This window comes from Mesorhizobium sp. B2-3-4 (assembly GCF_006442315.1).
Taxonomy (GTDB): Bacteria; Pseudomonadota; Alphaproteobacteria; order Rhizobiales; family Rhizobiaceae; genus Mesorhizobium.
This window is the reverse complement of the sequence record NZ_VFVY01000008.1, coordinates 185,085-198,892: the sequence shown is the minus strand read 5'-3', so window position 1 is coordinate 198,892 and position 13,808 is coordinate 185,085. Positions and strand designations below refer to the sequence as shown.

The 13,808-nt window shown below is 64.0% G+C and carries 14 protein-coding genes; 7 read left to right on the top strand and 7 right to left on the bottom strand.

Annotated features, from left to right (window positions below):
• Window positions 1–66: 66 nt before the first annotated feature.
• Complete coding sequence (locus tag FJ967_RS14780) at window positions 67–2,655, top strand: TIGR02302 family protein (RefSeq protein WP_140732554.1); 2,589 nt, start codon at window positions 67–69, stop codon at window positions 2,653–2,655.
• Between the two features lie 18 nt (window positions 2,656–2,673).
• On the opposite strand, the gene FJ967_RS14775 is transcribed toward FJ967_RS14780, so the two are convergent.
• On the bottom strand, window positions 2,674–3,555 hold the full coding sequence (locus FJ967_RS14775; RefSeq protein ID WP_140732553.1) for a LysR substrate-binding domain-containing protein: 882 nt from the start codon (window positions 3,553–3,555) through the stop codon (window positions 2,674–2,676).
• Between the two features lie 216 nt (window positions 3,556–3,771).
• On the opposite strand from FJ967_RS14775, the gene FJ967_RS14770 reads away from it, so the two are divergent.
• A complete protein-coding gene (locus tag FJ967_RS14770) occupies window positions 3,772–4,722 on the top strand; it encodes a DMT family transporter (protein WP_140732552.1) in 951 nt (316 codons plus the stop codon).
• A 7-nt stretch (window positions 4,723–4,729) separates the two neighbouring features.
• On the opposite strand, the gene FJ967_RS14765 is transcribed toward FJ967_RS14770, so the two are convergent.
• From FJ967_RS14765 to FJ967_RS14750, 4 genes are all read right to left on the bottom strand, one after another.
• A complete protein-coding gene (locus FJ967_RS14765) occupies window positions 4,730–6,328 on the bottom strand; it encodes a tetratricopeptide repeat protein (protein WP_140732551.1) in 1,599 nt (532 codons plus the stop codon).
• A gap of 72 nt (window positions 6,329–6,400) precedes the next feature.
• Window positions 6,401–6,772 (bottom strand): response regulator, encoded by a 372-nt coding sequence (locus tag FJ967_RS14760; protein ID WP_181175867.1) that lies wholly within the window; start codon window positions 6,770–6,772, stop codon window positions 6,401–6,403.
• Window positions 6,773–6,891: 119 nt separating this feature from the next.
• The gene (gene hpt, locus FJ967_RS14755) at window positions 6,892–7,434 is read right to left on the bottom strand and encodes a hypoxanthine phosphoribosyltransferase (protein WP_027054076.1); all 543 of its coding nucleotides are present in this window, start codon (window positions 7,432–7,434) and stop codon (window positions 6,892–6,894) included.
• A gap of 22 nt (window positions 7,435–7,456) precedes the next feature.
• Window positions 7,457–8,101, bottom strand: coding sequence for a cadherin-like beta sandwich domain-containing protein (locus FJ967_RS14750; RefSeq protein WP_140732549.1), 645 nt, complete (start codon window positions 8,099–8,101; stop codon window positions 7,457–7,459).
• A gap of 192 nt (window positions 8,102–8,293) precedes the next feature.
• Here FJ967_RS14750 and ftsE point away from each other — a divergent pair, with 192 nt between their 5' ends.
• The 3 genes from ftsE to FJ967_RS14735 all read left to right on the top strand — a co-directional run bounded on the left by ftsE (window position 8,294) and on the right by FJ967_RS14735 (window position 10,777).
• Entirely contained in the window at window positions 8,294–8,953 is a 660-nt protein-coding gene (gene ftsE / locus FJ967_RS14745) for a cell division ATP-binding protein FtsE (RefSeq protein ID WP_127295987.1), read from the top strand.
• Window positions 8,946–9,932: an ABC transporter permease gene (locus FJ967_RS14740; protein ID WP_140732548.1), complete on the top strand. Its 987-nt coding sequence runs from the start codon at window positions 8,946–8,948 to the stop codon at window positions 9,930–9,932. Before ftsE ends, FJ967_RS14740 begins: the two co-directional genes overlap by 8 nt.
• 119 nt (window positions 9,933–10,051) lie before the next feature.
• Window positions 10,052–10,777 carry a YdcF family protein gene (locus FJ967_RS14735; protein ID WP_140732547.1) on the top strand — a complete coding sequence of 242 codons (726 nt, stop codon included), beginning with the start codon at window positions 10,052–10,054 and terminating at the stop codon, window positions 10,775–10,777.
• 7 nt (window positions 10,778–10,784) lie between these two features.
• Here FJ967_RS14735 and FJ967_RS14730 read toward each other — a convergent pair whose 3' ends face one another.
• Both FJ967_RS14730 and FJ967_RS14725 read right to left on the bottom strand, forming a co-directional pair.
• Complete coding sequence (locus tag FJ967_RS14730) at window positions 10,785–11,417, bottom strand: pyridoxamine 5'-phosphate oxidase family protein (protein ID WP_140732546.1); 633 nt, start codon at window positions 11,415–11,417, stop codon at window positions 10,785–10,787.
• A gap of 25 nt (window positions 11,418–11,442) precedes the next feature.
• Window positions 11,443–11,913 (bottom strand): DUF1348 family protein, encoded by a 471-nt coding sequence (locus FJ967_RS14725; protein WP_140732545.1) that lies wholly within the window; start codon window positions 11,911–11,913, stop codon window positions 11,443–11,445.
• Between the two features lie 117 nt (window positions 11,914–12,030).
• Between FJ967_RS14725 and FJ967_RS14720 the strand changes: the two genes are divergently transcribed.
• The gene (locus FJ967_RS14720) at window positions 12,031–12,933 is read left to right on the top strand and encodes a LysR family transcriptional regulator (RefSeq protein WP_140732544.1); all 903 of its coding nucleotides are present in this window, start codon (window positions 12,031–12,033) and stop codon (window positions 12,931–12,933) included.
• A gap of 68 nt (window positions 12,934–13,001) precedes the next feature.
• Window positions 13,002–13,790, top strand: a complete 789-nt coding sequence (locus FJ967_RS14715) for a 1-acyl-sn-glycerol-3-phosphate acyltransferase (protein WP_140732543.1) — start codon at window positions 13,002–13,004, stop codon at window positions 13,788–13,790.
• Window positions 13,791–13,808 lie beyond the last annotated feature (18 nt).

Genomic DNA, 13,808 nt, shown 5'->3' with positions numbered 1-13,808 from the left:
CGTGTTTGCTGGTAAACTTCGAGTCGTGAGGATCGGGCCGTTTCAGCCCGTTCCCAGGAAGGGCCGATGACGCAACGACCCAACTTCAGCAACGATCGCGGTCTGGCCGGACGCCTGGCTTTGAGCCGCCTGGCGACACGGGTGTCGATGATCGCCGAGCGCGGCTGGCCGCTGCTGCTGCCGCTCGTCGTTGTGGCCTGCCTTTTTTTGAGCGCCTCCTGGTTCGGCATCTTCTCCCGGCTGCCGGATGCCGTGCGCATCGGCCTTGTCGCCGCATTCGGTTTGGCGGCGCTGGCCGCGCTCTATCCGCTGCGCTTCTTCCGCATGCCTGTCGCCGCCGAGGTCGATCGCCGCATCGAGGCCGCCAACCAACTGCTGCACAGCCCCGTGCAGGTGCAAAGCGACCGGCCCAGCGGCCAGGAAAGCAGCTTCTCGCAGGCGCTCTGGCGCGAGCACCAGAAGCGCATGGCCGGCAAGCTCGGCAGTCTCGGCGCCGATCTGCCGCGCACACGCGTGCCGGAGCGCGACCCCTTGGGGCTGCGCGCCGTGGCGCCACTTCTGCTCGTCACCGCCTTTGCTTTTTCCTTCGGGCCGACCGGCGGCCGGCTGGGCGACGGGTTCAGCGCGCATGGCACGATCGACGCTCTGCCGCCGCGCATCGACGCCTGGGTGACGCCGCCGGCCTATACTGGCAAGCCGCCGGTCTTCCTGACCGCGGGTGCCAACCAGGCAACGCCGACTTTCACCATTCCGGAAGGCAGCGATGTCTCGCTGCGCGTGACAGGTGGGTCGGGGGAAGAAACGCTTGCCTATGCCGACAAGGATGGCAATGCGCGCGCCATCGACCCTGCTCCTCCGCAGGCCGCCACGGCCAAACCGGGAACAGCCCCGACGGCACCGGTCAGGATCCGCCAGTTTACCGGCAAACTGACGGGTGACGGCATACTGACGCTGAAGTCGGGCGACGACGAGCTTGGCCGCTGGGCCTTCGCCGTGCTGCCGGACAAGCCGCCACAGATCCGCTTCGTCGGCGAGCCCAAGCGCGCCGCCAACGGCGCCTTCGAGCTCAACTACGAGATCGACGACGACTACGGCGCCGCCACCGCCAAGGCGGTTTTCGCGCTGGCCGATCCGCAGGCGCCGGGGGCGCATGCGCTCTATGGCCCGCCCGAAATGCCGCTGACGCTGCCGCGCCGCGGCGGCAAGGCGAATGCCGCCAAGACCACCAAGGATTTGACCGAGCATGTCTGGGCTGGCAGCAGCATCAAGTTGACGCTGGTCGCCACCGACGATGCCGGCCACACCGCCTCCAGCGAAACCAAAACGCTTGTGATGCCGGAGCGCCCTTTCGCCAACCCGCTCGCCCGCGCGGTGATCGAACAGCGCCGCCTGCTGGCGCTCGACACCAATGCCAAGCCGCGCGTTCTCGATCTGATGGATGCCATCACGCTGAGGCCGGAAGACACGTTCGACAACATGTCCCACTACCTCGCCATCATGAGCGCGATGAGCCGGCTGAAGCTCGCTGAGAACGACGACCAGTTGCGCAACGAAGTTGCCTATCTCTGGGAAATCGCACTCGGCATCGAGGAAGGCAACCTCTCCGCCGCCGAGAAGCGACTTCGTCAGGCCCAGCAGGCACTGCAGGACGCCATCAAGAACGGCGCAAGCGACGCCGAGATCGAGAAGGCGATGAAGGAACTGCGCGAAGCGATGAACCAGTTCCTGCAGGAATTCGCCGAACGCGCCAAGCAGAACCCGAACGCGCCGCAGATGCAGCAGAACGGCCAGGAGCTGCGCCAGAGCGACATCGACCGCATGATGGACCAGATCGAGAATCTGGCGAAGTCGGGCGATCGCGACAAGGCACAGCAATTGCTGTCGCAGTTGCAGGACATGATGAACAACCTCCAGGCCGGCCGCCAGCAGCAGGGCGGCGAGCAGGACAGCCAGATGCGCCAGCAGATGGACAAGCTCGGCGAGATCCTGCGGCGCCAGCAGGAGATGATGAACGACACGTTCCGCATGGACCAGATGCAGCGCGGCGAGCGCCAGCGCGGACAGAACCGCGACGAACAGCTTGGTCAGAACGGTGAGCAAGGTCAGTCGGGCGAAAACGGCAAGCCCGGCGAGAATGGCGAGCCAAAGCCGATGACCCCGCAGGAATTCGCCGATGCGCTGAAGCAGTTGCAGGAGGGCCAGGGCCAGCTGAAAAGCGATCTCGAACAGCTGAAAAAGGGCCTCGAAGGCATGGGCATGGAGCCCAATGAAGGATTTGGCGAGGCCGGCAAATCCATGGGCAGCGCCGAGCAGGCGCTTGGCGAAGGCCAGGGCGACGAGGCCGTCGGTCATCAGGGCCGGGCTCTGGAGGCGCTGCGCAAGGGCGCCAAGGACATGATGAAGCAGATGCAGGCCATGCAGGGCGACCAGGGCGGCAGTCAGGAAGGCGGCCGCCAGCAGGACGCCGACCGCGACCCGCTGGGCCGGCCCCGCGCCAGCCAGGGTCCCGACTTCGGCGATTCGGTGAAAGTGCCCGACGAAATCGACGTGCAGCGTGCGCGCCAGATCCTGGAAGCGATCCGCAAGCGCCTTGGCAACGCGCTCAGCCCCGACATCGAGCGCAGCTACCTCGAACGGCTGCTGGAGCTGAAATAGAACGATCTCCCTGACCTTTTATGACGATGTTGGAGACTGCCCCTGCCGGTCGATGAACGCCTCGCGGATCGCCTCCTGCATGCCGTCGATCGCCTCGCCTGACGCATTCGGGTTGCGGTGCATCACCACATTCGAGGCATCGATGTCGCCGAAGCCATCGGCCACGGTCAGTTCGCGGCAGTTCGCCGGAATGTTGCTGCGTGAGATCGGCGCGATCGCCAGGCCCGAGGTCACCGCGAGTTTCAGGCCGCCGGTGGTGTCGCTGGAATAGGCGACACGATAGGCAAGCCCGCGTTGCTCCAGCGACTTGATGGCGAAGTCCTTGCACCAGCTGACCCGGTTGTAGAGCGCGATCGGCACCGGACGCTCCTCATGCGTATGGTGCAGGGCCGATGTCACCCAGACGGTCGGGTCGTGCATCAGCACTTCGCCGCCGGACGGATCCTGCCATTCGAACACGACACAGAGATCGAGTTCGCCGGCGGCGAGCGCGGCGATCTGCGCGTCGGAATGCGCGTAGCGGACAGTGACCTCGACCTTGGTGTGACGCTTGGAGAACGCGCCGAGCGCGCGCGACAGGATGGCGTGGCCATATTCCTCGGGAATGCCGATGCGCACGGGTCCGCCGAGCGGCGCCGCCACCATCGAGGCCGCCGTTTCGTCGAGCAGAGAAACGATGCGGCGGGCGTTGACGATCAGTTCGCCGCCCCGCCGCGTCAACGCGACACCGCGCGAGCCGCGTTCGAACAGGCTGTCTCCCACCAGGCTTTCGAGCTTCTTCATCTGCATCGATACGGCCGACTGGGTGCGGCCGGCCAGTTCCGCCGCCCGAGTGAAATTACCGGCTTCGGCAATGGCGACAAAGGTGCGCAAAAGATCGCTGTCGAGGGTCGGGCGCATGAAATCCGCCATAAGGAATTTTGATTGCTGATATCATTCCAATTCGTTTGCAACATGTCAAACGCCGGAGGATAGTCGCCTCACCCATTGGATATGCGGCTTTCGAATCGGCCGCGGACCAATCAAAGAGTCCTCACTCGTGCCCGCTGCCCGAAACGGTGGCGGGTTCTTTTTACCCTGTGAACGCTTCCGATTCGTGCAGGAGCCCTGACGCAGATGCAGAACCAGATCGTGCGCGGCATATTGAGCCTGTGCCTCGGCGTGCTGGTGTTTTCGCTTCAGGATCCGCTCGTCAAGGCAGTGTCCGGCGGCTATCCCGTGACCGAGGTCATGGCCATCCGCGCGATCGTCGCTCTGCCGATCCTGATTGTTCTCGTCCATGCCGATGTCGGGCTGCGGGCGATCCTGTCGAAGCGCTTCGGCATGCTGACGACGCGCGCTTTCATCCAGTTTACCTCCTACACCGTCTACTACCTGGCCATTGCCGCCCTGCCGCTGGCAGACGCGGTGGCGCTCTACTTCATGGCGCCGCTCTGCATCATGGCGCTGGCCGGCCCGTATCTGGGCGAACGCGTCTCCTGGCAGACACTGGCAACGGTGCTGATCGGCCTGCTTGGCGTGCTGGTGATGGTGCGCCCCGGCGCCGGCCTGTTCGAATGGGCGGCCCTTTTGTCGCTGGGCTCGGCCGTGCTCTACGGCTTCTCGCAACTGATGGCGCGCAAGATCGGCGACACCGAATCCTCCACCGTGATGGCTTTCTACCAGAACGGCGCCTATCTCGTCGGCGCGCTCGTGGTTGCCGGCATCTTCCATCTGGCCGGCATAACCCACGCCGTCCATCCGAGCCTGGAATTTCTCGTCCGGCCGTGGATATGGCCGACGCTGCCGGATTTCCTGAAAATGGCGGCCTGCGGTTTCGTGGCCTCAGCCGGCATGATCCTTTTGTCGCAAGGCTACCGGTTGGCGCCCGCCAACCGCGTCGCCACTTTCGAATACACTGGCATACTCTGGTCGCCGCTGTGGGGGTTCCTCTTCTTCGCCGAAGTGCCGCGCCCGACGACCGTGATCGGTGCGGCCCTGATCATCGGCGCTGGCCTGCTGGCGCTCAATGTGGGGCGCAGAAAAGCCGTAGCGCCCGTGCTCGCCACGACAGGCGACACGGCCTGAGACAAGGTCAGCCGGACAGTATTTCGATGAAGCGCTGGATGACCGGCCGCGTTGGCGAGTTCGATTTGTCCAGCTCAAGAAACTTCTTGTAGGCGGCAATCGCTTCGGGCTTGCGATCGGTGTCACGGTAGCTGTCCCCGAGAGCGCTGTAGATTTCGGCCTTTTCCGGCGCGAGTTTCACTGCCGTTTCCAGCGCGTCGAGTGCTTCTTTCTGCTTTTCCAGCGCCTGCAGGCAGCGCCCGTATTCCAGCCAGTAGCCGGCATTGCCGGGCTCGAGCGTCTTGGCGCGGTTGTAGCGTTCGGCGGCCAGGTCCCATTTATGCAGCAAAGCGAGCAGATTTGCGTCCTCGGCCTGTGCCTGGGCATTCTGCGGCGAATAATCGGCGGCGTCGCGGAACACCTTCTCCGCTTCTTCGTAATTGCTGTCGCCGAGATACATCGACGCCAGATAGGCGAACGCCACGAGATAGCCGGGGTCGAGTTCCAGCGAGCGTCGCAACAGGCTGACGCCTTGCTCCTTACGCCCGCGATCGAGTTCGATCTTGCCCGCCTTGGCATAGTAGCGCGGATTCTCCGGATCGAGATCCGCCGCCTGGATCAGGAACTTTATTGCCTCGTCCGGCTGTTTGCGCGCCATTGCTATATCGGAGAAGCCTTCGACGGCAAGTGCACTGCCCGCGTCCCGGCTGTGAACCGCGTCGAACTCCGCCTGCCCGCCGTCAAGATCACCGGAAACACGCAGCGCATTTCCCAGATTGAGCCGTGCCGGCAAAAAGCCGGCATCGAGCGCGATCGCGGCCCGAAAATCCTCGATCGCCGCAGGCAGGTCGTTGGCATTGTAGCGAATGAGGCCAACGAGGTTATAGGCCCATTTGGCATCCTTGTGGTGCGAGCGGATCAGCCGCCGCGCCAGCGTGGTTGCTCGCAGAGGCTCCTTCTCGGCATCGGCCGCGATGGCGATGAACGGGTCGAGGCTCGCCATGATACTTGAGGCTGCGTCGGCGAAATACTCCCGCTCGGGTTCGTCGCCGATCGCCGGCAGATCGATAATCTCGACTGTATCGCGCACGACCCGCAACCGCAGCCGCCGGCCCGATCGCGCGCAGGCTTCGTCGGAACAGACGAATTCTCCGGAGATCCGTGTCTCGTAGGCGTTGAACAGACGGCGCACATGGAAGATCAGCGATTCGATCGAGAAGCCGGAATCAGGGAAGGAAAACTCCACCCGGCGCGATTGCGGAATGGCGGAGATGCTCGCCTTGCTGGTCTTGGCCTTGACCGTGACATCCTGGAGCCCGTCCCAGACGCGGCTTGCCGCGACATCGGCGGTCAGTCCTTCCTTGCTCAGGACCTCCGGTACGGCGATCGGCTCGATAACCACTTCGTCGCGGCGGAACTGGCTGACCAGAACCGGAAAAACGATGATCACCGCGACCAGGAACAGCGCATTGAGGAAGATGCTGCGAACCGTGGTCGACCAGGTATCGAAGCCGGCAAGCGAAAACCTGTCACGCAGGCGCCTTGGTTGCTCCTGTGACGTCGGAGCTTCGGCCGCCGCGATCTTTTCTTCGGTTGCCGATTCGATCTTGCGACGCTGACGCGCCATTTTGCCAACCCCAACTTGCCCCGAGGCATATTAGAGGATGCAAAGATAGATTGTCACGCGGCGGCGGCGGCTCTAAGCGAAGCAAGCGATCGCTTTTTCGACGCGCGAGCGGATTTCGGCCAGCGTGAACGGCTTCTGCACGACATCGAGGATGATGCCGTCCAGTTCCTCGGCACGCTCGCGCTGGTCGGCATAGCCGGTCATCAGCATGATCTTCATCGCCGGGAAAAGTGCGGCCGCTGCGACCGCCATCTCGATGCCGTCCATCTCCGGCATGCGAATATCGGAGACCACGAGATCGTAGCCGCCATTGGCAGCCCGGATCAGCGAAAGCCCTTGGGCGCCATCGGCGGCGACGTCGATTGCATGGCCGGCGCGCTCGAGCGCGCGGGCTGCGAGGGTGCGGACGGACTCATCGTCCTCGACGATCAGAAGCTTTGCCATGGCCGGCATGTTTGGCGGCGAAACGTTGACTTTTCCTGAAAACAGGAGCCCCCGGCCAAGCTAATTTTCCTGGCGCCGTTAAGGCCTTTTTCAGTATTCGCCGGTGCGACGCACAAGCCTCACGCATCGCCCTTGACGACGCCGACGAAGGGCAGTTCGCGGAAGGCATGCGCGACATCCATGCCGTAGCCGACGACGAAATAATCCGGACAGTCGAAGCCGACATAATCGGCGGTGAGCGCGGTCTGGCGGCGCATGCGCTTGTCGAGCAGCACGGCGATGGAGCAGCTTCTGGCGCCGCGCGACAGCATCAGGTCGCGCGTGAAGGTCAAGGTCTTGCCCGATTCGAGGATGTCGTCGATCAACAGCACGTCGCGGCCGGCAACCTCATTGTCGATGTCGCGCAGCACCCTCACCTCGCCGCTGGTGGTTCCGGCGCCGTAGCTGGAGATGAAGATGAACTCGACTTCCGGCGACAGGCCGACATCGTGCATGGCGCGGATCAGATCGGCGGCGAAGATGAACGAGCCCTTCAGCACCGAAATCACCAGCAGATCGTGATAGTCGTGCCCGGCGATCTCCTTGGCGAGTTCGAGATTGCGCCGCGCGATCGCCGATGCCGAAAACAGGACTTCGATGTCCTTGTCGCGTACGATGGGCATTGATGGCCTTCCCCGGTGTCGCCTAGTCGGCGAAAGTAACCAAAACGGTTCTTACGCCGTTCTTAGGCACGTCGAGCCGGCTGGCAAAGCCGAATCTTTCGCCCGACGCCAGCGAACGGCCGGATGTCCCCAACGTATAGCGGATTGTGTGCCCGTCATTTCCCGTCACCCGGATTTCAAGCAGCGGCAGCGTCGCAGGATCCGTTCCGTCATTGGCGGCCTCGCCGTCGACGAACAGCACCGGCTTCGGCCCGGAGGCATCGACGCGCGAGGTGACGCCCGAAATGGTCAGCGCCGACGCTTGCGCGCTGGCCAGGAACGGCGTCTGGCGCACCAGCGCATGGCCACCCGATACCCAGAAGGCGGCAAGGGCGGCACTGATGCCGGCGATCCAGAAGATCGGCCCGCCGCGCGAGGCCGGCGGCCGCTCGGCCGGCGCCTCGGGCTTGCGCAGCATATCCATGCCCTCGATGGGCGGCGTGACGATCGGGCGCGGCGGCGGCGAAGGGTTTTCCACCGGTGGCACGGGCCGCGACATCACGACGTAGTCGGCGTCGATGATATCGGCGGCCGGACCACGGACGATCCGGTCCGCCACGGCAGTTGCCGCCGGGTCGGTCATGATTTCGCCGGAAACCGGGCGCGCGGTTCGTTCCTCAGCCATCATGGCCCCAACATTGCAGCACGTGTTCGCTTTTCGTTTCTTTTGCGTAAACACAAATGGTTAACGCTTCCCCACCGGAGCCCTTTTGAAGAGCCGAAACAACCCAGGAATTAACCGCCGGTTAACCATGCCGGCCGATGGTCTTTTTCCAGAACAGGGTGGCTCGCCGCCACCCGGAATTTCAGGTCGTCGAAATTGATTCGCTTCGAAAATGTCGGCCTCCGCTATGGCATGGGTCCGGAAATCCTCCGCGACATCTCCCTGCACATCCCGGAGCGCTCCTTCCAGTTCCTGAGCGGACCTTCGGGCGCCGGCAAGACGACGTTGCTGCGCCTTTTGTTCATGTCGCTGAAGCCGACGCGCGGGCTGATCACCATTTTCGGCAAGGACCGCTCGCGCATCTCGCGCACCGAACTGCCGCATCTCAGACGCCGTATCGGCGTGGTGTTCCAGGACTTTCGCCTGCTCGACCACATGACCACCTACGAAAACGTCGCACTGCCGTTGCGCGTGCGCGGGCGCGACGAGGCGAGCTACCGCACCGACGTTACCGAGCTCCTGAAATGGGTGGGGCTGGGCGAGCGCATGCATGTGCTGCCGCCGGTCCTGTCGGGCGGGGAGAAGCAACGCGCCGCGATCGCGCGCGCGCTCATCGAGCAGCCAGAGATCCTGCTCGCCGACGAGCCGACCGGCAATGTCGACCCGCCGCTGGCGCGGCGCCTGCTCAGGCTGTTCATCGAGCTCAATCGGCTCGGCACCGCCGTGGTGATCGCGACCCACGATCTTGGCCTGATGGAGCAGGTCGACGCACGCCGCATGATCCTGGCCGGCGGAAGGCTGGACATCTATGACTGACCTGTCCGCCGACCATTACGAAGAACACGACGCCGAGGAAGCCGCCGCGAGACCGCGCGCCCAGCGCCGCATGGCGCCGATCGTGCCGGCGCAGAACATCGCCGGCCGCGCTTTGGTGCTGGTCATCGCCATCATGACCTTCCTGTCCTGCCTGACCTTCGGCGCGGTGACGCTGGTGCGCGACACCGCCTCGGTGTGGGAGAACCAGATCTCGCGCGAGGCGACGATCCAGATCAAGCCGGCCGACGGCCTCGACATGGAGGCGGCGCTCACCCAGGCCTCGCAGATCGCCGGTGAATTCCCCGGCGTCAAGTCGACCCGCATCATCGACCGCGAAGCAACCGCCAGGCTCCTGGAGCCGTGGCTGGGTTCGGGTCTCAACATCGACGACCTGCCGGTACCGCGCCTGATCATCGTCACCATCGACGAGAACAGTCCGCCGGACTTCGCCGCCATGCGCACCGCGATCACGCCCAAACTGCCGAGCGCATCGCTCGACGATCACCGCACCTGGGTCGACCGGCTGGTGGCCATGGCCCGCACCACGGTGACCATCGGCATCGCCGTTCTGGGGCTGATGCTGTCGGCGACCGTGCTGACAGTGGTCTTCGCGACCCGTGGCGCCATGGCCGGCAACGGTCATATCATCGAAGTGCTGCATTTCGTCGGCGCCGAGGCGGCCTTCATCGCGCGCGAATTCCGCCGGCATTTCCTGGTTACCGGCATGAAGGGCGCGGCCGCCGGCGGCGCGGCGGCTGTGCTCGTCTTCATCGTGTTTTCCTGGTGGTCGTCGCGCAACATGGCAACGCCGCAGGCCGATCAGGCAACCGCTTTGTTCGGCAACTTCGCCATCGGCTCGGCGGGCTACCTGGGCGTCGTTCTGATGGTGCTGGTGATCGGCGCGCTGACGGCGGCGACCTCACACGTCACCGTGGTCGCCTATCTCAGCGACATCGACGTTCGCCAGCCCGACGCATGAAAACAGGTTCGTTCCTGGTTGGATGGTGTGGATGAAAAGGGAATGATCACGGATGGACAATTGGCGTAACGCAAAGTGCGTCTTTTACCTATCAAAGGCCGTATTTCAGGGTTAACCATATGGCTATGAGCGTACGGGATTCGACCGGGACGGCTGGACAGCTGCCAGTGGTGGTCACCCGTTCGCGCGGCCGCGGTAAGGTTAGCCGTTTAAGGACCGCCCTTCGTCTCTCCGCTCTCTGCCTGCTCGTGCTCGCGACTTTGTTCGCTGGCGGCTTCGGCTGGTTTGCCAGCAAGGTCAGTCACCTGACCACCCCCACCAACCCGGCCAAGGCCGATGCCATCATCGTGCTGACCGGCGGCCAGTCGCGCCTCGATGCCGCTATGGATCTGCTGGCGTCCGGCAAGGGCGAACGGCTTTTGATCAGCGGCGTGCACCCCTCGGCCAGCCGCCGGCAGCTTCAGGCCGCGACCGGCGGCGACAAGAAGCTGTTTTCCTGCTGCGTCGACATCGACCGGGCCGCGCTCGATACGATCGGCAATGCCGAGGAGAGCGCCAAATGGGTCGAGAGCCATGCCTATGGCACGGTGATCCTGGTCACCAACAATTACCACATGCCGCGCAGCCTGCTGGAAATGAGCCGCCTGCTGCATGGCGCCAAGCTTGAACCCTACCCGGTGGTCAATTCCAATCTCGACAACGGCAATTGGCTGGTCAAGCCGCAGGCATTGCGCGTGCTGTTCACCGAGTACACCAAATACCTGCTGGCACTGGCTCGCGGCATCATCCCGGTGAAGCCGACGCCCGAAGGCATTGCATTGGCCGAGACCGCCGCCGGCGGCTGATCCTGCGTCATTCCTTGGCGGCAGCCCCTGAACCGCCCTTGAGACGAGCGATCTCCTGTTCGAGATGCTGAATACGCCTGTCGCGCTCGCCAAGTGCGGCCGCCACGTCAGCCGCCTCGAAGCGCTGCGGTATATGTTGTGGACAATTGGCATCCCACGCCGAGACCGTGAACAAGATGACCTGTTCAGGCCGCGCCCTGTAGTCCGGCGGCATCAGCCGCGTCATCAACTCGGCATCGTTTTCGATAGTGCGCGCCGTGCCCCAGATCTTGATGCGCTGGCGCATCATGTAATCGATCAGGAACAGGAAGGCCCGCGGATTGTCGGCCAGATTGCCCTGTGTGATGAACTGTCTGTTGCCGGCAAAATCCGCGAAGCCGATCGTCTTTTCGTCGAGTACCTTGAGAAAGCCGGCCGGGCCGCCGCGATGCTGGATATAGGGCTGGCCATCGCCATTGGCCGTCGACAGGAAAACGCTGGTCTGCGCCGCGATGAAAGCCGCGAGGTCGGGCGTGATGACGGCTTGCCAGCCGCCGCGCTCCTCGACGCGGGCATAGGACTGGCGCGAGCCCTTGCGCGCCTGGATCGCCTTGACCGTCGGCGTGAAGGCGACATCGCTGGTAAAGGCGTGCGCGTTCATCGAAACCTCCTTGCGTGCGACGTTGCTAAAGCCCGAGCTCCGACAGCGTCGGATGATCGTCCGGCCGGCGCCCGAGCGGCCAGTGATATTTGCGTTCTGCCTCGGCGATCGGCAGGTCGTTGATGCTGGCGATGCGCAGGCGCATCAATCCGTGCTCGTCGAACTCCCAGTTTTCGTTGCCGTAGCTGCGGAACCACGAGCCGCTGTCGTCGTGCCACTCATAGGCGAAGCGCACCGCGATGCGGTTGCCTTGGAAGGCCCAGACCTCCTTGATCAGCCGGTAGTCGAGCTCACGGCTCCATTTGCGGGCCAGGAAAGCCTGGATCGCGTCACGGCCTCGCAGGAACTCGGCCCGGTTGCGCCAGCGGCTGTCCACCGTATAGGCAAGCGCGACGCGGGCTGGATCGCGTGAGTTCCACGCATCCTCGGCCATGCGCGCCTTCTGGGCTGACGTCTCGGCAGTGAAGGGTGGCAACGGCGGGCGGCTTTCAGGCATGGCAGTTCTCTTCCTTGGTTGAGGCCGCCCGGTCGGGCAGCGTGAATATGGAGTCTTCCATAATTTCAATGTAGATGTCATATCTGCGATCCACCCTTCCATTTCCCGGAAGAAGTAATGGATCGTCTGGAGTCCATGTCTCTGTTCATCGGCGCGGCGCAAGCCGGCAGCCTTTCCGCCGCCGCGCGCAATCTAGGCATTCCGCTGGCGACGGTCAGCCGCAAAATCTCCGACCTGGAGCGGCATCTCAACACACGCCTTCTCAACCGTTCGACAAGGCGGCTGACCTTGACCGACGCCGGACATGCCTATCTTGCCGCCTGCCGCCGCATTCTCGACGATGTCGACGAGGCCGAGCGCGCCGCCGCCGGCGAATACAGCGTTCCGACCGGCGAACTGGCGATCACGGCACCCGTCGTCTTCGGCCGCCTGCATGTGCTCCCAATCGTCACCGCCTTTCTCGCCGCCTATCCCGACGTCGATATCCGCTTGACGCTGGCGGACCGCATAACCCTGCTCGCAGAGGACCATATCGACCTTGCCGTGCGGATCGGCGCGCTGGCCGATTCGAGCCTGGTCGCGCTGCGTGTCGGCGCGATCCGGCGGGTCGTCTGCGCCAGCCCGGCCTATCTCGCCGAACACGGCACACCGCGGGTTCCCGAAGATCTCGCGGCGCACAGTTGCATCACATTCGAGGGGCCGAGCGCGCTTTCGGCATGGAGCTTTGCATCAGGCAAGACCGAGACACTGGTTCAGGTCCGCTCGCGGCTTCAGGTCAACACCGCCGAGGCGGCGATTGACGCCGCGATATCAGGCGTCGGGCCGACAAGGGTGCTGTCCTACCAGGTCGAGGCGGCTGTACGATCCGGCGCGCTTCGCATCATCCTGCCGGAGTTCGAGCCGAAGCCCTGGCCAGTACACCTGGTTCATGCGGGCCAGGGTCTGCTGCCGGTCAAGCTGCGTGCGTTTCTCGATTTCGCCGCGCCGCGGCTGAGAGACCGGCTGACACGGCTGGCTTAGGACGAGGCCATTTTCCTTTTCCCCGCGCTTGGTGTAACCAACGCACATCTCCTCACCGGACCTCCCCCATGCTCTATGTCAGATCGCTGGCGTTCAATTTCGCCTTCTACGTCAATCTGATCATCCAGATGATCCTCTGGACGCCGTACTATTTCCTGTCGCCGCGTCATCGCGCCTGGTTCGTGCCGAAATTCTGGTCGCGCACCTCGATGTGGCTCTATGACAAGATCGCCGGTACGAAGAACGACATCACCGGGCAGGAAAACCTGCCCGAGGGCTCCTTCATCCTGGCGCCAAAGCACCAGTCGTTCTGGGACGCGATCGCCTTCTTTCCCTTTCTCCAGGACCCGCTCTATATCCTGAAGCGCGAGCTGACCTGGATCCCGTTCTTCGGCTGGTACATACTGAAGATGCGCATGATCCCGGTCCATCGCGGCAGCCGCTCCAAGGCGCTGAAGGCGGTGGTCGCGGCAACCAAGGCGGAGATGGCGCGCAACCCGCGCCAGCTGATCATCTATCCCGAAGGCACGCGCCGGGCGCCGGGAGACGAGCCGGCCTACAAATACGGCATCGTCGAAATCTATTCGCAGCTCGGCGTTCCCGTGGTGCCGGTCGCCCATGTCGCCGGCCTCTACTGGCCGCGCCGTAAATTCCTGCGCTATCCCGGCACCATCAAGGCGCGTTTCCTGCCGCCGATCCCGCCCGGTCTCGGCAAGGAAGAGTTCATGGCGCGGCTGATCGGCGACACGGAAGCGGCCTGCGACCAGCTTCTCGTCGAGGCATCGCGCGCACCCAACCCGCCGGCCTTGCCGCCGACGGCGGTGAAGCGGCTGCAGGAGCTTGGGGCGAAGGCTTAAGGCGAAGGCTTTCCGTTT

Coding starts and splice junctions, on each gene's coding strand:
- FJ967_RS14725 (WP_140732545.1), bottom strand. CDS start 11,913: ATGCCTGAAAGCCGCCCGCCGTTGCCACCCTTCACTGCCGAGACGTCA.
- FJ967_RS14715 (WP_140732543.1), top strand. CDS start 13,002: ATGCTCTATGTCAGATCGCTGGCGTTCAATTTCGCCTTCTACGTCAAT.
- FJ967_RS14765 (WP_140732551.1), bottom strand. CDS start 6,328: ATGGCGCGTCAGCGTCGCAAGATCGAATCGGCAACCGAAGAAAAGATC.
- FJ967_RS14730 (WP_140732546.1), bottom strand. CDS start 11,417: ATGAACGCGCACGCCTTTACCAGCGATGTCGCCTTCACGCCGACGGTC.
- FJ967_RS14770 (WP_140732552.1), top strand. CDS start 3,772: ATGCAGAACCAGATCGTGCGCGGCATATTGAGCCTGTGCCTCGGCGTG.
- FJ967_RS14775 (WP_140732553.1), bottom strand. CDS start 3,555: ATGCGCCCGACCCTCGACAGCGATCTTTTGCGCACCTTTGTCGCCATT.
- FJ967_RS14740 (WP_140732548.1), top strand. CDS start 8,946: ATGACTGACCTGTCCGCCGACCATTACGAAGAACACGACGCCGAGGAA.
- FJ967_RS14750 (WP_140732549.1), bottom strand. CDS start 8,101: ATGATGGCTGAGGAACGAACCGCGCGCCCGGTTTCCGGCGAAATCATG.
- FJ967_RS14720 (WP_140732544.1), top strand. CDS start 12,031: ATGGATCGTCTGGAGTCCATGTCTCTGTTCATCGGCGCGGCGCAAGCC.
- FJ967_RS14735 (WP_140732547.1), top strand. CDS start 10,052: ATGGCTATGAGCGTACGGGATTCGACCGGGACGGCTGGACAGCTGCCA.
- FJ967_RS14780 (WP_140732554.1), top strand. CDS start 67: ATGACGCAACGACCCAACTTCAGCAACGATCGCGGTCTGGCCGGACGC.
- FJ967_RS14760 (WP_181175867.1), bottom strand. CDS start 6,772: ATGGCAAAGCTTCTGATCGTCGAGGACGATGAGTCCGTCCGCACCCTC.
- hpt (WP_027054076.1), bottom strand. CDS start 7,434: ATGCCCATCGTACGCGACAAGGACATCGAAGTCCTGTTTTCGGCATCG.